The 20,318-nt window shown below is 64.5% G+C and carries 20 protein-coding genes and 1 pseudogene; 10 read left to right on the top strand and 11 right to left on the bottom strand.

Annotated elements, in window-relative coordinates:
* Positions 1–144 precede the first annotated feature (144 nt).
* Genes B7O88_RS11005 through B7O88_RS10995 form a run of 3 tightly spaced genes read right to left on the bottom strand, consistent with a single transcriptional unit; the run spans position 145 to position 3,115 of the window.
* A complete protein-coding gene (locus B7O88_RS11005; protein ID WP_088275933.1) occupies positions 145–1,155 on the bottom strand; it encodes a zinc-binding alcohol dehydrogenase family protein in 1,011 nt (336 codons plus the stop codon).
* Positions 1,152–2,222, bottom strand: coding sequence for an aminopeptidase (locus B7O88_RS11000; RefSeq protein WP_088275931.1), 1,071 nt, complete (start codon positions 2,220–2,222; stop codon positions 1,152–1,154). The genes B7O88_RS11005 and B7O88_RS11000 overlap by 4 nt, the downstream gene beginning before the upstream one ends.
* Positions 2,219–3,115 (bottom strand): LysR family transcriptional regulator, encoded by an 897-nt coding sequence (locus tag B7O88_RS10995; protein WP_088275930.1) that lies wholly within the window; start codon positions 3,113–3,115, stop codon positions 2,219–2,221. The genes B7O88_RS11000 and B7O88_RS10995 overlap by 4 nt, the downstream gene beginning before the upstream one ends.
* A gap of 99 nt (positions 3,116–3,214) precedes the next feature.
* Between B7O88_RS10995 and trpB the strand changes: the two genes are divergently transcribed.
* Together trpB and trpA are read left to right on the top strand one after the other, a co-directional pair.
* Entirely contained in the window at positions 3,215–4,423 is a 1,209-nt protein-coding gene (trpB, locus tag B7O88_RS10990) for a tryptophan synthase subunit beta (RefSeq protein ID WP_088275928.1), read from the top strand.
* Positions 4,420–5,211: a tryptophan synthase subunit alpha gene (gene trpA / locus B7O88_RS10985; RefSeq protein ID WP_088275926.1), complete on the top strand. Its 792-nt coding sequence runs from the start codon at positions 4,420–4,422 to the stop codon at positions 5,209–5,211. The genes trpB and trpA overlap by 4 nt, the downstream gene beginning before the upstream one ends.
* Here trpA and aroE read toward each other — a convergent pair.
* From aroE to B7O88_RS10960, 5 genes are all read right to left on the bottom strand, one after another.
* Positions 5,202–6,014 carry a shikimate dehydrogenase gene (gene aroE, locus B7O88_RS10980; RefSeq protein ID WP_088275925.1) on the bottom strand — a complete coding sequence of 271 codons (813 nt, stop codon included), beginning with the start codon at positions 6,012–6,014 and terminating at the stop codon, positions 5,202–5,204. The two genes, trpA and aroE, sit on opposite strands and share 10 nt — an antisense overlap.
* Entirely contained in the window at positions 6,014–6,949 is a 936-nt protein-coding gene (hemF, locus tag B7O88_RS10975; protein WP_268806995.1) for an oxygen-dependent coproporphyrinogen oxidase, read from the bottom strand. Before hemF ends, aroE begins: the two co-directional genes overlap by 1 nt.
* A gap of 20 nt (positions 6,950–6,969) precedes the next feature.
* The gene (locus tag B7O88_RS10970) at positions 6,970–7,527 is read right to left on the bottom strand and encodes an L-threonylcarbamoyladenylate synthase type 1 TsaC (RefSeq protein ID WP_088275924.1); all 558 of its coding nucleotides are present in this window, start codon (positions 7,525–7,527) and stop codon (positions 6,970–6,972) included.
* A 53-nt stretch (positions 7,528–7,580) separates the two neighbouring features.
* Entirely contained in the window at positions 7,581–8,693 is a 1,113-nt protein-coding gene (dprA, locus tag B7O88_RS10965) for a DNA-processing protein DprA (RefSeq protein WP_088275923.1), read from the bottom strand.
* 78 nt (positions 8,694–8,771) lie between these two features.
* Positions 8,772–9,797, bottom strand: coding sequence for a LysM peptidoglycan-binding domain-containing protein (locus B7O88_RS10960; protein ID WP_088275921.1), 1,026 nt, complete (start codon positions 9,795–9,797; stop codon positions 8,772–8,774).
* Positions 9,798–9,936: 139 nt separating this feature from the next.
* Here B7O88_RS10960 and def point away from each other — a divergent pair, with 139 nt between their 5' ends.
* From def to B7O88_RS10935, 5 genes are read left to right on the top strand one after another with little or no spacing between them, the layout of a single operon-like run.
* Positions 9,937–10,449: a peptide deformylase gene (gene def / locus B7O88_RS10955; RefSeq protein WP_088275920.1), complete on the top strand. Its 513-nt coding sequence runs from the start codon at positions 9,937–9,939 to the stop codon at positions 10,447–10,449.
* 55 nt (positions 10,450–10,504) lie between these two features.
* Positions 10,505–11,458 carry a methionyl-tRNA formyltransferase gene (gene fmt / locus B7O88_RS10950; protein ID WP_088275919.1) on the top strand — a complete coding sequence of 318 codons (954 nt, stop codon included), beginning with the start codon at positions 10,505–10,507 and terminating at the stop codon, positions 11,456–11,458.
* On the top strand, positions 11,455–12,789 hold the full coding sequence (gene rsmB, locus B7O88_RS10945; RefSeq protein WP_088275918.1) for a 16S rRNA (cytosine(967)-C(5))-methyltransferase RsmB: 1,335 nt from the start codon (positions 11,455–11,457) through the stop codon (positions 12,787–12,789). Before fmt ends, rsmB begins: the two co-directional genes overlap by 4 nt.
* Positions 12,786–14,159 carry a Trk system potassium transporter TrkA gene (trkA, locus tag B7O88_RS10940; RefSeq protein ID WP_088275917.1) on the top strand — a complete coding sequence of 458 codons (1,374 nt, stop codon included), beginning with the start codon at positions 12,786–12,788 and terminating at the stop codon, positions 14,157–14,159. Before rsmB ends, trkA begins: the two co-directional genes overlap by 4 nt.
* A gap of 13 nt (positions 14,160–14,172) precedes the next feature.
* A complete protein-coding gene (locus tag B7O88_RS10935; RefSeq protein WP_088275916.1) occupies positions 14,173–15,621 on the top strand; it encodes a TrkH family potassium uptake protein in 1,449 nt (482 codons plus the stop codon).
* Here B7O88_RS10935 and B7O88_RS10930 read toward each other — a convergent pair.
* From B7O88_RS10930 to B7O88_RS10920, 3 genes are all read right to left on the bottom strand, one after another.
* A complete protein-coding gene (locus B7O88_RS10930; protein WP_088275915.1) occupies positions 15,578–15,895 on the bottom strand; it encodes a PilZ domain-containing protein in 318 nt (105 codons plus the stop codon). The two genes, B7O88_RS10935 and B7O88_RS10930, sit on opposite strands and share 44 nt — an antisense overlap.
* Positions 15,896–15,989: 94 nt before the next feature.
* Positions 15,990–16,877, bottom strand: a complete 888-nt coding sequence (locus B7O88_RS10925; protein WP_088275914.1) for a lysophospholipid acyltransferase — start codon at positions 16,875–16,877, stop codon at positions 15,990–15,992.
* 68 nt (positions 16,878–16,945) lie between these two features.
* A complete protein-coding gene (locus B7O88_RS10920) occupies positions 16,946–17,524 on the bottom strand; it encodes a DNA-3-methyladenine glycosylase I (protein ID WP_088275912.1) in 579 nt (192 codons plus the stop codon).
* A 65-nt stretch (positions 17,525–17,589) separates the two neighbouring features.
* Here B7O88_RS10920 and B7O88_RS10915 point away from each other — a divergent pair, with 65 nt between their 5' ends.
* From B7O88_RS10915 to ilvA, 3 genes and pseudogenes are all read left to right on the top strand, one after another.
* Positions 17,590–17,931 (top strand): FKBP-type peptidyl-prolyl cis-trans isomerase, encoded by a 342-nt coding sequence (locus tag B7O88_RS10915; protein WP_088275911.1) that lies wholly within the window; start codon positions 17,590–17,592, stop codon positions 17,929–17,931.
* 50 nt (positions 17,932–17,981) lie between these two features.
* A complete protein-coding gene (locus B7O88_RS10910; RefSeq protein ID WP_088275910.1) occupies positions 17,982–18,995 on the top strand; it encodes a mechanosensitive ion channel family protein in 1,014 nt (337 codons plus the stop codon).
* A gap of 264 nt (positions 18,996–19,259) precedes the next feature.
* Positions 19,260–20,210: pseudogene (ilvA, locus tag B7O88_RS10905) on the top strand (threonine ammonia-lyase, biosynthetic); the annotation flags it as partial.
* Positions 20,211–20,318 lie beyond the last annotated feature (108 nt).

The following is a 20,318-nucleotide window of genomic DNA, read 5'->3' as shown; positions in this document are numbered from 1 at the left end:
GAAGGCGAAAGGCGGGTTACCAGACGGCGCTGAAGTGGCCCGCATGACCGACGAGCCCCATGGTTCCTCGCCTGCGCGAGGATGACGTGTGGGGAGTGATACCTAGTGCATAAGCCAGAAGGCCAACCTGCAAGGCAACGTCGCTCAGAACCCCTCCAACACCAATTTCCCCCGCGCCTTGCCACTCTCCAGCAACGCATGCGCGCGCTTGAGGTTGGCCGCGTTGATCGCGCCGTAATGCTCACCCAGGGTGCTGCGCAGGGTGCCGGCATCGACCAGGTCGGCGACCCGTTGCAGCAGCTTGCCCTGCTCGGCCATGTCGGCGGTTTCAAACAGGCTGCGGGTGAACATGAACTCCCAGTGGAAGGACGCACACTTGCGCTTGAGCACGCTCATGTCGAGCGGGCCGAAGTCGTCGATTACGCCGAGGCGACCCTGCGGGGCGATGCAGTCGCCGTATTGCGGGTAGTGCTGATCGGTGTGGGTCAGCGAGGCGATCAGTTCGACGTCCCTGATACCCAGCGCCTGCAGTTGCGGCAGCAGCGGCTGGCTATGGTCGATGACGTGATGCGCACCCAGGCCCTTGACCCATTTCACGCTCTCGGCGCGGGCGGCGGTGGCGACCACGGTGAGCTTGGTCAACTGGCGAGCGAGCTGGACGAGAATCGAGCCCACACCACCGGCGGCGCCGACCACCAGCAGGGTCTGGCCTTCACCGCCGCCTTCACGCACTCCCAGCCGGTCGAACAGCAGCTCCCAGGCGGTGATCGCGGTCAGCGGCAGGGCGGCGGCTTCGGCGGCAGACAGCGACAGCGGCGCGTGGGCGGCGATGCGGGCGTCGACCAGTTGGTATTCGGCGTTGCTGCCGGGCCGCTCCAGCGCGCCGGCGTAGTAGACCCGGTCACCCGCCGCGAAGCCGGAAACGGCGCTGCCGCAGCTGACCACTTCACCCAAGGCGTCCCAGCCGAGCACTTCGGGCGTGTCGCCGGTCGCGCCGCGACGACTGCGGATCTTGGTGTCGACCGGATTGACCGAGATGGCGGCGACCTTGACCAGCAGGTCCTGCGGGCCGGGGGCGGGCATGGGTACGTCGAGGTCGATCAGGGCGTCGGCATGGTCCAGCGCGCCAGCTTCAAAGTATCCAATTGCTTTCATGGTTGAGGCTCCTGTACTGCGGCGGCGCACTGCGGGCAAAGGCCACGCAGCGCGGCAAGGCGCGCTTGCGGATCGAGTCTGCCGAGGCGTTCGACCCGCTGGTGAAAGTCGGCCCAGCCGCTGCTCTGCGCATACAGCGCGGCAAAGGCGGGCACCCATTGATCGTAAAGCCCAAAGGGTAGCAGGCGAGCGTTGTTCAGGTCAGCGGCAAACCAGTGGTCGAAGCGCTGGTCGCCCTCCCATTCGCTGTCGCGCAGGCTGGCGTAATCGCTGCGCAGCCGGGCGAGGATCGCGGCCTTGCCGCTGCGCTTGGTGTCGTCTGGCTGGGTGCTCTGATACAAGGCTTCCAGTTCGCTGCGTGCGGCCAGCACCAATTGAATAAACGCCCGTTCGCGTTCGCGGCCTGTCGAGTCGTGCGCAGCTCGCCCTTGCACCCTGAGCCAATCGCGCAGACCCTGCTGACCGACGAAGCTGGAATAGGACTCGTTGAAGGCGGTGTCGTCCTTCACGTAAAAGCGCTGGTGCGCCAGTTCGTGAAACAGCATCTCGGCGAGATAGTCGTCGCTCCAGTGCAGCATGGAGCTGAACAGCGGGTCGTCGTACCAGCCGAGGGTCGAATAGGCCGGAATGCCGGCGACATAGACGTCCTTGCCACGCGCACGCCAGTCGGCGGCGGCCTGCTCGGCGCGGGCCTGATCGAAATAGCCCTTGTAGGCGATACAGCCGAAGAAGGGGTAGCAGTGCAGCACCGGCGCCAGCGACAGTTCATCGGTGACAAACAGATTCCACAGCGGGTAGGGGCCCGGCAGCGCGGCATAGCGGGTGTAGGTGGTGTTGTCCGGCAGGGCCAGCGCCTCGGCCGCGTAACGGCGAATCTGGCTGGCGGTGCGCAGGCGCTCGGCCAGTTGCGGGTCGGTCTGCGGGTCGGCAATCAGCGGCTCAATGGGCTCGGCACGGGCCATCAGCGCGCGCTGGCCCTGCCAGCTCTGATACAGATAGCCAACCGAGCTGCAGCCGGACAGCCAGAGCAGGCAGGCGCCGAGGCCAAGGGTCGCGAGGCGCTTCATGCGTCGGCCTGCTGCAGCGCCTTGCCGAGCCAGTCTGCCAGTTGCTGCGCCGGGCCCTGGGGCTGGCGCTCCGACACCCAGAGGCCGAGCTGGTGACGGGTCTCGACAAAGCCCCAGGGCGCGAGCAGGCGGCCGGCGGCGATGTCGTCAGCAACCAGCAGCTGCGGCGCGATTGCCACGCCAAGGCCCGAGAGCGCCGCTTCCAGCAGGTAATACAGGTGCTCGAAGCCCTGACCGTTGCGCAATTGAGCCGCATCCAGTCCCTGCCGTTCGGCCCAGTCGCGCCAGGCACCGGGCCGTGAACGGGTGTGCAGCAGCGCTTCGCCGAGCAGCACCTCGGCCGGTTGATCGAGCAGGCGCGCAGCACCCGCGTAGCGCGGACTGAGCACTGGGCCGATGCGCTCCTGCCGCAGCGGATACACCTGCATGTCGGCCGGCCACGGCGGCTCGGCGTAGAGCAGGGTGGCACTGACGCCGGGGCGGCGCGGGTCGAGTTCACCCTCGGAGGCCGACAGGTGCAGGTTCAGGTCGGGCAGTTCGGCGTTCAGGCGGTCCAGCCGCGGGATAAACCAGCGCGCCAGCAGGCTGCCCGGACAGGCCAGCAGGAAGGGCGCCTGTTGCTGGTCCTGACGCAGCGCCGTGCACGCCTCGCGCAGCCCGTCGAAGGCGTCGTGGCAAGCATCGCGCAGCTGGCGACCGGCCGGCGTCAGGCTGATGCCGCGCCCGGCCTTGCTGAACAGCGCGATGCCGAGCTCGTCTTCAAGCTGACGAATCTGGCGACTGACCGCGCCGTGGGTGACGTGCAGCTCGCTTGCCGCCTGACTCACGCTTTCGAGCCGGGCAGCGGCTTCGAAGGCGCGCAGAGCGTTTAGTGAGGGAAGATCTCTGGCCATGGGACTTGTCACTTTTTCTCACAGGTTGCGGCCATCTTATCGATTTTTTCTGCGGCCTGCCTGCCCTAATCTGCGTCCATCGTTCAGGAGGTTCTATCCATGCCCAATCATAATTATCGCCGTGAAGCCGACGCCCTCGGCCAGTTCGGCCAGTTTGGCGGCCGCTTTGTAGCCGAGTCGCTGATGCCGCTGGTGCTGCAGCTGGAGCAGGCCTACAACGAGGCCCGCGCCGAGCCCGCGTTTATCGCCGAGCTGGACCGCTTCAACGCCGAGTTCATCGGCCGCCCCAGCCCGCTGTATTTCGCCGAACGGCTGACCGAGCAGTACGGTGGCGCAAAGATCTTCTTCAAGCGCGAGGAGTTGAATCACACCGGCGCGCACAAGATCAACAACTGCATCGGCCAGGCCCTGCTGGCCCGCCGCATGGGCAAGCCGCGGATCATCGCCGAAACCGGCGCCGGCATGCACGGCGTGGCAACCGCCACCGTGTGTGCGCGCTTCGGCCTGCAGTGCGTGGTCTACATGGGCGCAACCGACATTCACCGTCAGCGCGACAACGTCGCCCGCATGCGCCTGCTGGGCGCCGAGATCGTCCCCGTGACCTCCGGCACCGGCACCCTCAAGGACGCCATGAACGAGGCGCTGCGCGACTGGGTGACCAACGTCGACAACACCTTCTACATGATCGGCACCGTGGCCGGCCCGCACCCCTACCCGACGCTGGTACGCGACTTTCAGGCGATCATCGGCCGCGAGGCACACCAGCAGATGCTCGAACGCGAAGGCCGCCTGCCCGACAGCCTGGTCGCCTGCATCGGCGGTGGCTCGAACGCCATGGGCCTGTTCCATCCGTTCCTCGATTACCCCGAGGTGCAGATGGTCGGCGTGGAAGCGGCCGGTCACGGCATCGACACCGGCAAGCACGCCGCCAGCCTGAAGGGCGGCACGCCCGGCGTGCTGCACGGCAACCGCACCTACCTGCTGCAGGACGGCGACGGCCAGATTGCCGACGCCCACTCGATCTCCGCCGGTCTGGACTACCCCGGCATTGGCCCCGAACACGCCTGGTTGCACGAGCAGGGCCGTATCGAATATGTCGCGGTAACCGATCAGCAGGCGCTGGACGCCTTCCACAACTGCTGCCGTACCGAAGGCATCATCCCGGCGCTGGAAACCTCGCACGCGCTGGCCGAAGTGGCGCGCCGCGCGCCGACGCTGCCAAAAGATCACCTGATGGTGGTCTGTCTGTCCGGCCGCGGCGACAAGGACATGCCGACCATTCTGGGCCTGATGGAGGAAGGAAAATGAGCCGTCTGGAAACCCGCTTTGCCGACTGCGCCCGCGACAACCGCGCGGCCCTGGTGACCTACATCTGCGCCGGTGATCCGGACTTCGATACCAGTCTGGAACTGCTGCAGGGGCTGCCTGCTGCCGGTGCCGACATCATCGAACTGGGCATGCCGTTCAGCGACCCGACCGCCGACGGCCCGACCATTCAGGCCGCCGCCCTGCGCGCCCTGCAGGGTGGGCAGAATCAGCAGCGCACGCTGGAGCTGGTGCGCCGTTTCCGCGAACAGAACCAGAGCACGCCGCTGGTGCTGATGGGTTACTACAACCCGATTCATCGCTACGGTGGTGCGGACTTTATTCGTGACGCCGCAGCGGCCGGTGTCGACGCCCTGCTGGTGGTCGACCTGCCGCCCGAGCACGACAACGAACTGGGCCCGATGGCCCGTGATGCCGGTCTGCAAATGATCCGTCTGGCAACGCCAACCACTGACGCCCAGCGTCTGCCCAAGGTGCTGGAGCACGCCAGCGGCTTTCTCTACTACGTGTCGCACAACGGCGTCACCGGGGTGGGCGCAGCGGATCACACCGCGGTGGCGCAGGCGCTGGAAGGCATTCGCGCGCAGAGCAGTGTGCCGATCTGCGTCGGCTTTGGCGTACGCCGGGCCGAACAGGCGGCGCCGCTGGCGCAGGTCGCCGATGGTGTGGTGGTGGGTTCAGCGCTGATCGAGGCACTGCAGCAGGGTGGGGTGGCAGCGGCGCTCGGGCTGACTGCCGAGCTGGCCGCTGCAATGCCGCGTCAGGCCTGACGCAGGGCTGCCAGCACAGGGGCGGTGTCCGGGCGGACGCCGCGCCACAGGGCAAAGGCCTCGGCGGCCTGCTCAACCAGCATGCCGAGGCCGTCGATGCAGCGCGCAGCGCCGCGCTCGCGGGCCCAGCGGTTGAACGGGGTCTCTTCGGCCCCGTACATCATGTCGTAGCACCAGGTATGACCGGGCTTGATCAGGCTGTCGGGAATCGGCGGCAATTCACCGGCCAGACTCGCCGAGGTCGCATTGATGATCAGATCGACCGGCTCGACCAGCCATTGCAAACCGGCAGCGGCAATCGGCCCCTGATCGACAAACAGCGCCGCCAGCTCTTCCGCCTTGCTGACCGTGCGATTGATCACGCACAGATGCGCGGGCCCGGCCGCCAGCAGCGGCTGAATCACGCCGCGGGCGGCGCCACCGGCACCCACCAGCAGCACATTCAAGCCCTTCAGCGACAGCCCGGCGTTGACCTCGATATCGCGCACCAGCCCCTTGCCGTCGGTGTTGTCACCGAGCAGGCTGCCGTCCTCACGCCGCAGGATGGTGTTGACCGCGCCGGCGCGCTCGGCCGCCGGGGTGTGTTCATCGACCAGCGCCCAGGCCTGCTCCTTGAACGGCACGGTCACATTGACGCCACGGCCTTCGCGCAGAAAGTCGCGCACGCTGCCGATGAAGTTGTCGAGCGGCGCCAGCAGCTTGCCGTATTCCAGCTGCTGGCCGGTCTGCTCGGCGAACATGGCGTGGATCAGCGGCGACTTGCTGTGCTCGATCGGGTTGCCGACAACGGCGTAACGGTCCATCAGGCGTCTCCTGCCAGCCAGTCACGCGGGGTGAGGTAGCGCTCGGTCAGCTCGGCTTCCGGGCTGCCCGGCTCGGGCTGCCAGTTGTAGCCCCAGCGTACGGTCGGCGGCAGCGACATCAGGATCGACTCGGTGCGACCGCCGGTCTGCAGACCGAACAGGGTGCCGCGGTCGTAGACCAGGTTGAACTCGACATAGCGGCCACGGCGGAATTCCTGGAACTGCTTCTGCTCGGGCGTCCAGGCGCTGTTGCGACGGCGCTCGAGAATCGGCAGATAGGCTTCAAGGTAGGCGTCGCCGATGGCGCGCAGGAAGGCAAAACTGCGCTCGAAGCCCCACTCGTTCAGGTCATCAAAGAACAGGCCGCCGATGCCCCGGGCCTCGCCACGGTGCTTGAGGTAGAAATACTCGTCGCACCACTTTTTGAAGCGCGGATACACATCATCACCGAAGGGTGCGCAGGCGTCACGGGCCACCCGGTGCCAGTGCACGCAGTCTTCTTCATTGGCGTAGTAGGGCGTCAGATCGAAGCCGCCACCAAACCACCAGACCGGATCGGCGCCGTCTTTCTCCGCGATAAAGAACCGCACATTGGCATGCGAGGTCGGCACGAAGGGGTTTTCCGGGTGCATCACCAGCGACACGCCCATGGCCTGGAAGTGACGACCCGCCAGCTCGGGGCGGTGCGCGGTAGCCGAGGGCGGCATGCCGTCACCAAAAACATGGGAAAAGCCGACACCGCCCTTCTCCAGCAGCGCGCCGTCGGTAATGATCCGCGAGCGGCCACCGCCGCCACCGGGCCGCTCCCAGGCGTCCTCGATGAACTGCTCGCGTCCGTCTGCCGCCGCCAGGGCATTGCAGATACGGTCCTGCAGATCCATCAGATAGGCTTTTACCGCGGCAACATCGGCGGCGCTGGGTTGGTCCTGTTTCACGTGGAATCTCTCCGGGCGGCTCAGGCGCCGCGTATGACTTGGTCGGTTTGCAGATCGCGAATGATACTGGGATTACGCGCGCCACCCAACGCACCGGGGACAATGGCATCCAGTTCACCATGAAAATACTGCTCAACCCGCAACCGCGAACGCGCCGAAGGGCGGCCAGCCGGATTCGCCGAGGTCGACACCAGCGGCCCGGCGACAGCGCACAACTGGCGCACGACGGGGTGGGTGGTTACCCGCAGGGCGACGGTATCGTGGGCACCGGTGATCCATGCGGGCAGACGGCCCTGATGCGGCACCAGCCAGGTGTTCGGCCCCGGCCAGGACAGCCGCAGCTTGGCCAACTGAGCGTCCGGCAAATCCCAGAGCAGGAAGTCGAACTGCTCAATTTCACCGGCAATCAGAATCAGGCCCTTGTGCACAGGGCGCTGCTTGAGGTTGAGCAGCTGCTCCACCGCCGCGCCGTTCCAGGGGTTGCAGCCCAACCCCCAGACGCCCTCGGTCGGATAGGCAATCACGCCGCCGGCCTGCAGCAAGCGATTCAGACGGGTAATGCGCCAGTTTGCCAGCATGTGAACTCCACCTAAGTTGATTGCTGCGACAGTAGCCGAGCCCGGCCCGGCACTCAAGGCTGGCGGCGACAATAGCCACCGGCGGCCACCAGCACCTGCCCAGCCAGTTCCAGCTCCAGCAGTTGCTGCAGCACCTCGGACATACCCAGCCCGGAGTGCTGGGCCAGCCAGTCGGGGCTGACCGGATCAAACCCCAGCCAGCGCCATAGCGGTGAGTCGGGCGCGTCTGTAACCGGCTTTTCAGCCGCCTCAAGCGCTGTGGCAAGCGGTATTTTCAGGGCATCCAGCACATCCTGAACCTGCTCAACCAGGCAGGCCCCTTCACGCAGCAAGCGGTGGCAACCACGGGCCTGCACATTGTGAATCGAGCCGGGCATGGCAAATACTTCGCGGTTCTGCTCCAGCGCCATGCGCGCGGTGATCAATGAGCCACTGTTGAGGCTGGCCTCGACCACCAGCGTACCCAGACTCAAACCGCTGATGATGCGATTACGCCGCGGAAACTGGGCTGGATGCGGTTCGCTGTCAGGCCACAGCTCGGAGACCAGCGCTCCGCCAGCGTCGACAATGGCCTCGGCTAACTTGCGGTGCCGGCGCGGATAGCAGCGCTCAAGACCCGTACCCCAGACCGCAACCGTCTGACCGCCGGCATCCAGTACGCCCTGATGGCAGGCGCCATCCACACCCAGCGCCATGCCGCTGGTGACCGTCAGCCCGGCGCGGCAAAACTCGCGGGCAAACTGCCGGGCGGTTTCCGCACCCAGCGGGCTCGGATGGCGGGTGCCGACCATGGCAATCTGCGGGTCATGCAGCACCTCGATCCGGCCGCGTACAAACAGCAGCGGCGGCGGGTCGCTGATCGACGCCAGCAGCGGCGGGTAGTCCGCATCATCCAGAAACAGCAGATGGCAGCCATCCTGCTGCTGCCAGTCAAGCGCCAGGGCGAGCCGCTCGCGCAGCACAGAATCACCCGCGCGCCAGCATCGCAGGCTGGCCAGCACAGCCGGTGGGACACCAAGATCGGCCAATGCGGACAGATCGGCGGCCATGAAATCGGACGGGGAGACGGCATGCGAGCGCAAGCGCTGGAAAAAGCGGGGGCCAACGCCGTCGAGCAGCATCAGCTCCAACCAGGCCTGCCGCTCGGCGGACAGGTCGGTAAGCATGGATCATCCTTGATCAGAAAGGGTCAACAGTTGAAACAACAAGGCCGCCCGAAGGCGGCCTTGGCAGTGCATTCCCCGTCAGGGGTTACGAATCTCGTCGAGAATCGCCATCTGGCGGCTGGCCTGCAACACGATGCCGTAGCTCATCTTGTTGTAGACACGGAACACCATCAGCAGGCCGGCACGCTCGGCGGGCAGCTGCACTCGCTCGTTGCGCACGCGGTCGCGCACAATCTCGCCGCGCTTGTAGATGGCCAGCACGTTGCCAATCTCCAGACCGTCACGCTCGCCCTTGTCGAGCAGCACCACGTCATACTGACCGATCTGGGTCACGCCGTTGGGCACATCCATGATCAGGCCGTTGATTTCCTGGCTCGGCTCGCTGGGGAAGAAGGTCGACGCTACCGCGCGCTCTTCGGACTCCAGCAGACGGTCATTGACCAGCACTTCCTGACGGCTACGGGTCACGTTGACAGTCGCAATATCATCTTCGACGGCCGATACGGTTCCATTGCCGATTTCCTGCAGGTGAATGCCCAGCAGCTCGCCAGTTTCGGGATTGACATAAGTCTTGCCACGGCGATAGATCTCGTATGCCGGCACATTGTCGGAAAAGTCGCCACGGGCGTAGACCTTGCTGCCCGCACCCAGCACCACGCTTTCCGCCTCACCGCCGATGATGTAGGGCGCCATCTCGATGGCGGCTTCATCTTCGACTACCCGGCCTGCACGCAGGAACGCGTTGATGGCATCCAGCGGGATGGACGGGATCGCCTCGGCGATCGGTTTGACCCGCGCCTGCGGCGACAGCTTGATGGTGCCGCCGTTACCACGGTTGAGCATCAGCCGCGGCTGGCCATCAATGTACACCAGCGAAATGATATCGCCCGGATAGATCAGGTGGGGGTTGGCAATCTGCGGGTTTGCATGCCAGATTTCCGGCCATTTCCAGGGCAGGCTGAGAAAGCGCCCGGAGATATCCCATAGCGTGTCGCCCTTGACCACGGTGTAGCTGTCCGGGTGATCCTCCCTGAGAACAGACTCTTGCGCCTGCACCCATACGCTCGCCGCGAGCAACACGAGGCCGAGTAGTGTTTTCCTCATGACACGAATCCCTTTATTATAGAGGCCAGCATCCAGGTCGAATCGTGCTCCCACACGCCAGACCCGCTTAAATTCCAAGCTGCTCATAATCTTAGCAGCACAATTTAGATTTGTTCCAGACAAAGCGGTACAAACCCCTATGGCTATTCTCAACATACTGGAGTTTCCCGACCCGCGGCTACGCACCATAGCCAAGCCGGTCACCGCCGTGGACGCCAGAATCCAGCAGCTCGTCGACGATATGTTCGAGACCATGTACGACGCGCCCGGTATCGGCCTTGCTGCAACGCAGGTCAATGTACACGAGCGGGTCGTCGTCATTGATCTGTCCGAGGACAGGTCCGAGCCACGCGTATTCATCAATCCCGAGCTGGAGCCACTGACCGACGACCTCGAGCAGATGCAGGAAGGCTGTCTGTCGGTGCCAGGTTTCTACGAAAACGTAGAACGCCCGGAGCGGGTCAGGGTCAAGGCACTTGATCGTGACGGCAACCCGTTCGACGAGGTCTATGAGGGTCTGCTTGCCGTCTGTATCCAGCACGAGTGCGACCACCTGAACGGTAAGCTGTTTGTGGATTACCTGTCCAACCTCAAGCGTGACCGCATTCGCAAGAAACTGGAGAAAATCCATCGCAGCCAGGCTCAGGCCTGATTTGCCAGCGAATTAACAAGGCTTGCTTCGGCAAGCCTTTTCTTTACGGACTCCCATGAAGCCGACCGACCTACGTATCGTTTTTGCCGGAACACCGGACTTTGCCGCCGCCCATCTGCAGGCGCTGATTGATGCCGGGCTGAATATCGTGGCCGTCTACACGCAGCCCGACCGGCCCGCCGGCCGCGGCCAGAAACTGGCGATGAGTGCGGTCAAGACGCTCGCGCTCGAGCATGGCCTGCCGGTAATGCAACCTGAACGGCTGCGTGACCCGGCAGACCAGCAGGCGCTGGCCGACCTCAGGCCCGATCTGCTGGTGGTGGTGGCCTACGGTCTGATCCTGCCGCAGGCGGTGCTCGATATTCCGCGCCTGGGCTGCATCAACAGCCATGCCTCGCTGCTGCCGCGCTGGCGCGGCGCGGCGCCGATACAGCGCGCGATCGAAGCGGGTGACAGCGAAACCGGCGTAACCGTGATGCAGATGGAAGCCGGGCTGGATACCGGACCGATGCTGCTCAAGGTCACCACGCCGATCAGCGCCACGGACACCGGTGGCAGCCTGCATGACCGACTGGCCGAACTGGGTCCGCCCGCAGTGCTTAAGGCCATCGAAGGGCTGGCGGCGGGCACCTTGCACGGCGAGGTGCAGGACGACGCCCTGGCTACCTACGCCCACAAGCTGAACAAACAGGTCTCGGCGATTGACTGGCAACGCCCGGCCAGCGAACTGGACTGCCTGATCCGCGCCTTCAATCCTTGGCCGCTGGCCCACGCCCAGTTTGACGGCAAGCCGCTCAAGGTCTGGACCGCCGAGCTGGCCGACGGGCAGGGCACGCCCGGTCAGGTGCTGGCCTGCGAGAAGCGAGGGCTGCTGGTAGCCTGCGGCGAGGGCGCGCTGCGCCTGACCCGGCTGCAGCTGCCCGGCGGCAAGCCGCTGGCCTTTGCCGATCTGTATAACGCCCGCCGCGATCAGTTTGCGCCCGGGCTTTTGCTGGGTAACGGTCAGTGAATGCCCGCGCGGCAGCCGCCCGCGCCTTGGCCGCCGTGCTGGCCGGAAAGGCTTCGCTCGGCGGCAGTCTGCCGGCGCAACTCAAGGCCGTCGCGCCGCGCGATCAGGGTCTGGTTCAGGAGCTGGCCTTCGGCACGGCGCGCTGGTACAACCGCCTGGAAGGGCTGGCCCGCGAACTGCTGAACAAGCCGATGAAGCCGACCGATCAGGACCTGCACGCGCTGCTGCTGGTTGGCCTGTATCAACTGCTGTATCTGCGCATTCCGGCCCATGCGGCCATCGCCGAAACCGTCAACGCAGCGGTCAGCCTCGACAAGCCCTGGGCCAAGGGCCTGCTCAACGCAGTGCTGCGCCGGGTTCAGCGTGAGGGCGAAGCGCTTCTGGCGGCGGTCGACACGTCACCCTCCCAGCGTTGTGCGCATCCGGGCTGGCTGTACAAGCGCCTGCAACGCGCCTGGCCGGATCAGCTCGATGCCATCACCAGCGCCAACAACCTGCATCCGCCGATGACCCTGCGGGTCAATCAACGCCGCCTGAGCCGCGACGCCTATCTGCAGCAATTGGCTGACGCCGGTATTGGCGCCAGCGCCTGCCCGTTCAGCGCCGTCGGCATTCAGCTCGCAACACCCTGCGACGTCAACCTGCTGCCGGGCTTTGCCGACGGGCTGGTCAGCGTGCAGGACGAGGCCGCTCAGCTGGCGGCACCATTGCTGGACCTCAAGCCGGGGCTGCGGGTGCTGGATGCCTGCTGCGCCCCTGGCGGCAAGACCTGCCAGATTCTCGAACAACAGCCAGACCTGAGCGAAGTAGTCGCGCTGGACCTGGAGCCGGCGCGACTGAAGCGGGTAGAGGAGAACCTCGACCGCTTGCGCCTGAACGCCACACTGATCGCCGCCGACGGCCGCGCTGTCGAACAATGGTGGGATGGCACGCCCTTCCAGCGTATCCTGCTGGACGCCCCGTGTTCGGCCACCGGGGTGATCCGGCGCCACCCGGATATCAAGCTGACCCGCACCTCGGCCGATATTGCCCCGCTGGCTGCGCTGCAGGGTGAGCTGCTGGACGCGCTCTGGCCTACGCTGGAGGTGGGCGGCATTCTAGTCTATGCCACCTGCTCGGTACTGCCGGACGAGAATACCCGCGTGATCGAGGCCTTCCTCGCCCGCGAGCCCGGGGCACGGCTGCTGGATATCGGCGGTGACTACGGGGTTGCCCAGCCGTGCGGCCGCCAGCTGCTGCCGCAGGCCGATGGCCACGACGGATTTTATCTGGCCCGCCTGATCAAACTCAGCGCCAGCCCGCAACAGAAGAACAGGGAGTCTGCGGCATGAAGATCATCATTCTCGGTGCCGGCCAGGTCGGCGGCAGCCTGGCAGCGCAGCTGGCCAGCGAAGCCAACGACATCACCGTGATCGACACCGACACCGCGCGCCTGCGCGAGCTGGGTGACCGGCTGGATATCCGCACGGTACAGGGCAAGGGCTCCTTCCCGACCGTGCTGCGTCAGGCCGGCGCCGATGATGCCGACATGCTGATTGCGGTTACCAGCAGTGACGAGACCAACATGATCGCCTGCCAGGTGGCCTACACCCTGTTCCGGACTCCGACCAAGATCGCCCGCGTACGGGAATCCGCCTACCTGACCCGCGGCGGTCTGTTCCATAACGAGGCGGTGCCGATCGACGTGTTGATCAGCCCGGAGCAGGTGGTTACCAATTACGTCAAACGGCTGATCGAGACCCCCGGTGCGCTGCAGGTGCTCGATTTTGCCGAGGGCAAGGCTCAGCTGGTCGCCGTGCGCGCCTACTACGGCGGCCCGCTGGTGGGTCAGGAACTGCGCTTTCTGCGCCAGCACATGCCCGGTGTCGATACGCGGGTAGCGGCGATTTTCCGCAAGGACCGCCCGATCATTCCCAAGGGCGATACCATCATCGAGGCCGACGACGAGGTGTTCTTCATCGCTGCCACCCGCGATATCCGGGCGGTGATGAGCGAGCTGCGACGGGTCGAGAAGACCCACAAACGCGTGGTCATTGCCGGTGGCGGCAATATCGGCGAGCGGCTGGCCGAGGCCATCGAGAGCCGCTATCAGGTGAAGATCATCGAAGCCAGCAAGACCCGAGCAGACTATCTGTCACAGACCCTGGACCGCACCGTGGTACTGCACGGCAGCGCGTCGGACCGCGAGCTGCTGATCGAAGAGAATATCGAAGACGTCGACATCTTCTGCGCCATTACCAACGACGACGAAGCCAACATCATGTCGTCGATGCTGGCCAAGCGTCTCGGCGCACGCAAGGTCATGACGCTGATCAACAACCCGGCCTACGTCGACCTGGTGCAGGGCGGCGAGATCGATATTGCCATCTCACCCTCGCAGGCAACCATCGGCACCCTGCTGACGCACGTGCGCCGGGGTGACATCGTCAACGTCTACTCGCTGCGCCGCGGCGCGGCAGAAGCCATCGAGGCAGTTGCCCACGGCGACGCACGCTCTTCCAAGGTGGTCGGCAAGTCGATCGGTCAGATTGATCTGCCGCCGGGTACCACTATCGGCGCCATCGTCCGCGACGACGAGGTGCTGATTGCCCACGACTCGACCGTGATCGAATCCGATGACCATGTCATCCTGTTCGTGATCGACAAGAAATATATCCGCGATGTGGAGCGTCTGTTCCAGGTCGGCCTGACCTTCTTCTGAGGCGCCTCGCAGCATGCAGTATCCACAGATACAGCGCATCATCGGCATTTTGCTGATGCTCTTTTCCACCAGCATGCTGCCGGCGGCAGGGGTTGGCTGGTACTACCACGAGGAGGCGATGAACGCCTTCCTCAGCGGCTTCGTCATTACCCTGATTGCCGGCACCCTGATCTGGTTGCCAGTGCGTGGCCGACGCAACGAGCTGCGCACCCGCGATGGCTACCTGATTACCGTTCTGTTCTGGCTGGTTCTCGGCCTGTTCGGTGCGGTGCCACTGTGGTTGCTGGAAACACCTGACCTGACCGTGGCCGATGCGGTGTTCGAGTCCTTCTCCGGCCTGACTACCACCGGCGCCACCGTGATCACCGGGCTCGATACCCTGCCACGGGCGCTGCTGTATTACCGCCAGCAGCTGCAATGGTTTGGCGGTATGGGGATCATCGTGCTGGCGGTGGCGATCCTGCCGATGCTGGGTGTTGGTGGAATGCAGCTGTACCGCGCCGAGATGCCGGGGCCGCTGAAGGAAAACAAGCTGACCCCACGCATCGCCGAGACGGCCAAGGTGCTCTGGTTTATCTATGCCGGCCTGACCGTCGCCTGTGCACTGGCCTACTGGGCCGCCGGCATGGACCTGTTCAACGCCATCGGTCACAGCTTCTCCACCGTCGCCATCGGCGGGTTCTCGACCCACGACGCCAGCATCGGCTACTACAACAGCCCACTGATCGAGTCGATCTGCATCCTGTTCATGCTGATTTCCGGCATCAACTTCGCCCTGCACTTTCTCGCCTGGCGCTACCGCTCGCTGAAGAACTACTGGCAGGACCCGGAGTGCCGCGCCTACGTGCTGATCCTGCTGGCACTGTTCATCATCTGTTTCGCCGTGCTGGTGCATTACCAGCACCATGATGTCTGGACCTCGGTACGCTTTGCCGCATTCGAAACCGTTTCGATTGCTACCACCACCGGCTTCGGTGTAACCGACTTCTCAAGCTGGCCGACCCTGTTGCCCTACCTGCTGCTGTACGCCAGCTTTATCGGCGCCTGTGCCGGCTCGACCGGTGGCGGTATGAAGGTGATTCGTGTGCTGCTGCTGTACAAGCAGGGATCGCGGGAAATCAAGCGACTGCTGCACCCGCACGGAGTATTCCCAGTCAAGCTGGGCGACAGCCCGGTACCTGACCGGGTAGTGGAAGCAGTGTGGGGGTTCTGTGCGGTGTACGTCTTTGCCTTCGCGATGCTGTTCCTGATCCTGCTCGGGACCGGTCTGGACTTTGTCACCGCGTTCTCGGCGCTGACGGCGTGCATCAACAACCTCGGCCCGGGGCTGGGCGAGGTGGCGGTGCACTACGGCAACCTGGAAAGCGGGGTGAAATGGGTACTGAGTTTCGCCATGCTGCTGGGCCGCCTGGAGGTCTTCACTCTGCTGGTGCTGCTGTCGCCGATGTTCTGGCGTCGCTGACCTCGTCAGCCTCGCCGAGAAAGGCCATGCCGGCACCTTCACCGGGCACCGCTCGCTGCACCTGCATGCGCAGAACAGGTGCCTCAAAGGGCATACCCTGAACCTGCCCGGTGACCTCGTCGCCGTTGCTCAGCTCTCCCATCAGCGGGTGTTCGACGAAGACACCGCCGTCGGACAGGTCACGGGTGTACGCCAGAATATCGCCAAAGGACTGGTGCCAGATACGGATCTGCGCCTTCATCTGTGTTCGCGGGTGTTGTCGTTGGTTGGCCATCCCTTCCCCCACATCAGTCATATTGCACCCATCTGCACCAGGCCAGGCCTGTAACGCAGCAACCTGTGCACCCTAGCACAGGCTGGTGATCACTTTAATACCAGCGTTTTTCCCCGGCAGGCCGTTTTTTGAACCGCTTCATACTCCACATGTACTGGCTGGGCCAACTGCGCACATAGCGCTCAATCACGGCGCTCATGCAGGCCACGGCCTCGTACTCGTCCTGACTGTAAAGCGCCTCTGGCGCCGCCTCCAGAATCACCTTGAAACCGCTGTTGTCGGGCAGCCGTACACAATGGAAAAACAGCGCCTGCGCTTCGCTTCCCTTGAGCAGGTTGGGGACAAACTTGCTGGTCAGTGCCTGGGTTGCAAAGAACGGAACAAACACACCGCTCTTGAGCGCCGGCTCCGGATCGGCCGGAATACCCACCGCGCCACCGCGACGCACTTCGCGCATGACACTGATGATGCCCTCACGGGTCGAGGCAGCGACCTTGTTGCCCAGCTGGGTGCGCTGGCGCTTGAGCAGGTCATCAACCGCCTTCTGCTTGGGCGGGCGGTAGAAGATGATGGGCTTGGCGCGCAGGCAGTACCAGTGGTTGAGCACTTCCCAGTTACCCAGGTGGCTGGTAATCGCGACCACGCCCTTGCCGGCTGCCAGTGCTTCGGTGAGCAAATGCTCCCCTTCGACTTCCCTGATCAGCCCGACCGTCTTGTGCGGTGACCACATCCAGGCGCAAGCACTCTCGGCAAAACTGCGGCCGGTATCAAGCAGCGTTCGGCGGACCAGATCATTCAGCTCGGCCTCGCCCAATTCCGGCATGCAGTGACTGAGGTTGATCCGGGTGACGTCACGCGAGCGGTTCGGCAGCTTCCACATCAGCCAGCCCGCGAACGCGCCAAGACGCTGCGCGACGCCAAAGGGCAACCGGGCAAACAGCCTGAGAAATCCAACGATGAGGGCGCCTTTCAACCGCTCCACGGCAATGCTCCGAACAATGAATCAGCGGCCATTGTAAGCCGCACGGGCGGGCAGGGCGAGAACCCGGGTCAGCCTGCAGCCAGGGCCGGGTAGCAGTGGCAATCGGCAGTGTGATCCATGACCATCCCGGTCGCCTGCATAAAGGCATAGCAGATGGTCGGCCCGACGAAGGTAAAGTCGGCCTTCTGCAACGCCTTGCTCATCGCCTTCGCCTCGGCGGTCTGTGCTGGAATCTCGCTCAGGGTAGCCGCATGACGGATCAGCGGCTGGCCGCCGACGAACTGCCAGAGCCAGTCGACCGGATCATGGTCGGCGCACAACCGCTGCCAGGCACGGGCGTTGCGCCGGGCACCGTACACCTTGAGCCGGTTGCGAATGATCCCAGGATCCTGCAGCAATGCATGCAGCTCGTCATCGCTCTGGTTGGCCATAAAGGCGATATCGAAGTCGCGATAGACCTGCCGATAGTGCTCACGCTTGCGCAGCACCGTGATCCACGACAACCCGGCCTGAAACCCCTCCAGCATGAGCATCTCAAACAGGCTGCCGGCATCCCGGCAGGGCACGCCCCATTCTTCGTCGTGATAACGCTGATACACAGGGTCATCGCTGCACCATCCACAGCGTACCGGGTCCGTCGGGTTCATGCCTTGCTCCAATTCGGGGGTTATACTCGCCAAAACCCATCTTGTATTCGCCCACGGAGAACCACATGAGCGACCAGTTGCAAATCATCGACCTGACCCTGGGCGAGGGCAAGGAGTGCGTCAAGGGCGCGCTGATCACCACCCACTACACCGGCACCCTCGAGGACGGCACCGTATTCGATTCGTCCCACCAGCGCGGTCGGCCCTTCCAGTGCGTCATTGGCACCGGTCGGGTCATCAAGGGCTGGGACCAGGGCCTGATGGGCATGCGGGTCGGTGGTCGCCGTCAGCTGTTCGTACCTGCCGAACTGGCCTACGGCGAGCGCAGCGTTGGCGAGCATATCAAACCAGGCAGCAACCTGCGGTTCGAGATCGAGCTGCTGGAAGTGCTCACCCGCGACGACTGACCACCGCCTCGCCGAACCACCCGCGGCATGGCACGACACAGGAAGCGAGTATGGCAGAGACCCTGACATTCAACATGGACGCCGTCCTGCAACGCCTGCTGGAGGAGTGCTACAGCCTGCTGGCAGCACTGCCGCTGTTCCTGCTTGCGCTGATTGTGGTCGCCGTATTCTGGCTGCTGGGAAGCTGGCTGGCACGCCGACAGATGCTGGACCGGGTTGCCCGGCGCAACCCGTTCCTGCGCGAACTGACCCGCACCACCGTGCGCTGGGTCATCAGCCTGATCGGCGTGCTGATTGCACTGGAGATCATGGACGCCACCGCCCTGGTCGGCGCCGTGCTGGGTACCGCCGGGGTCATGGGGGTGGCGCTCGGCTTCGCCTTCAAGAGCACCATGGAAAACTACCTTGCCGGCATCCTCATGAGTCTGCGGCAGCCGTTTTCACCGAAGGATCATGTCGTCATTGATGGCAACGAAGGCATTGTGGTTGCCCTGACCTCACGGGCGACCATCCTCATGACGCTGGACGGCAATCACCTGCGCCTGCCCAACGCCCTGGTATTCAGCAGTGTGATGCTCAACTACACCCGCAACCCCAGTCGTCGCTTTGGCTTTGATGTCGGCATTGGTGTCAACGAGGATCTGGTGCGCGCCCAGCAGATTGGCATTGACGTGCTGAGCACGCTGGAGGGTGTGATGGACGCGCCCCCGCCTCGCACCTATATCACCGCGCTGGGCGACTCCAACGTCCAGATCCGCTATCAGGCCTGGGTAGACCAGCGCAGCCATGATTTTGCCAGCGTAAAGAGCGAGGGTATTCGCCTGGTCAAGCTGGCACTGGAAGCCGCCGGGATGGATATGCCAGAGCCGATCTACCGGGTACAGCTGAGCGAGCGCGGGGCAGCCTCCAGCCCGGGCGCCACGCCATCGGCAACATCGGCGCAAACCCGGACACTCGCTGCGGTGGATACCCGCGTGCAGGCCGATCTCGAGGAGCAGATCGCTGCCGACCAGCGTAGCCGCGGCAGTGAAGATCTGCTCGACCCCGGGGCGCCAAAGGAATAAGCGGTTGACCATAACCGGCACAGCCGCTAGATTCGAGCCATGACCTGCACACGCGCACTGACCAGCCGAATGATTATTACCGCCATTCCCATAACGGCGGGCTAGCATCGTGCGCACCCAAACCCGCCTCTGAGGCGGGTTTTTTCATTCTGTCTCCGGGGCAAACAAGCATCAGGAGACCGTATGACAACTGCTCTATCCCTTTCTTCAACCGACACCGAAACCGACCCCGGCGACGACGACGCCCCGGCACAATTACGCACTCTGGTCGGCAGCATCCTGTCGGCACCGGTCTATGACGTCGCGACCGAGACCCCGCTGCAATTCGCCCCGCGCCTGTCCTCGGACCTGGGCAATCAGGTTCTGCTCAAGCGCGAGGACCTGCAACCGGTGTTCTCGTTCAAGATCCGCGGTGCCTACACCCGCGTCGCTCGACTGAGCCCAAGCGAGCGGGCACGCGGCGTCATCACCGCGTCAGCCGGTAACCATGCCCAGGGACTGGCACTTGCTGCCCAGCGACTCGGCGTGCGCGCGCTGATCGTCATGCCCACTACCACACCGCGACTGAAGGTCGAGGGGGTCTGTGCCCGGGGCGCCACTGCGCTGCTGCACGGCGACGGCTTCCCGGAAGCACTGGCACACGCACTGCAGCTGGCAGACAAGTACGGCTACATCTTCATCCCGCCGTTTGACGACCCGGATGTGATCGCCGGCCAGGGAACCGTCGCGGTGGAGCTGCTGCGTCAGCACCAGGGTGCACTCCACGCGGTATTTGTACCGGTCGGTGGCGGCGGGCTGATCGCCGGGGTAGCGGCGTATATCAAGTATCTGCGCCCCGAGGTGCGGGTGATCGGCGTCGAGTCGGAGGAATCCGCCTGCCTGCAGGCAGCACTGGCGGCCGATGCCCGTGTGGTCTTGCCAGCGGTCGGGCGCTTTGCCGATGGCGTCGCGGTCGCGCAGATCGGCAAACTCAATTTCGCCTTCTGCCGACGCTACGTGGATGAGGTCATCACCGTCAGTAACGACGCCATCTGCAGCGCCGTGCGCAGGATCTATGACGACACCCGCTCGATCACCGAGCCCTCTGGCGCGCTGGCAGTGGCTGGCTTGCGCGAATACGTGCGACGCGAAGGTATCCGCGAGCAGACCCTGATCGCCATCAACTCCGGTGCCAACATCGATTTCGACCGCCTGGGGCAGGTGATCGAGCGCTCGGCGGCAGCAACACCGTGAGCGCCCAAAGGGATTGGCAGAGCACGCAGACTAAGATCGCGCAGACCAGTAAATACGCCGCTTTCCTGTATGTCGGAGGCGTTCTGAATG

Origin of the sequence: Halopseudomonas aestusnigri (genome assembly GCF_002197985.1) — a bacterium.
Classification (GTDB): domain Bacteria; phylum Pseudomonadota; class Gammaproteobacteria; order Pseudomonadales; family Pseudomonadaceae; genus Halopseudomonas; species Halopseudomonas aestusnigri.
This window is presented reverse-complemented; position numbering and strand designations above follow the sequence as displayed.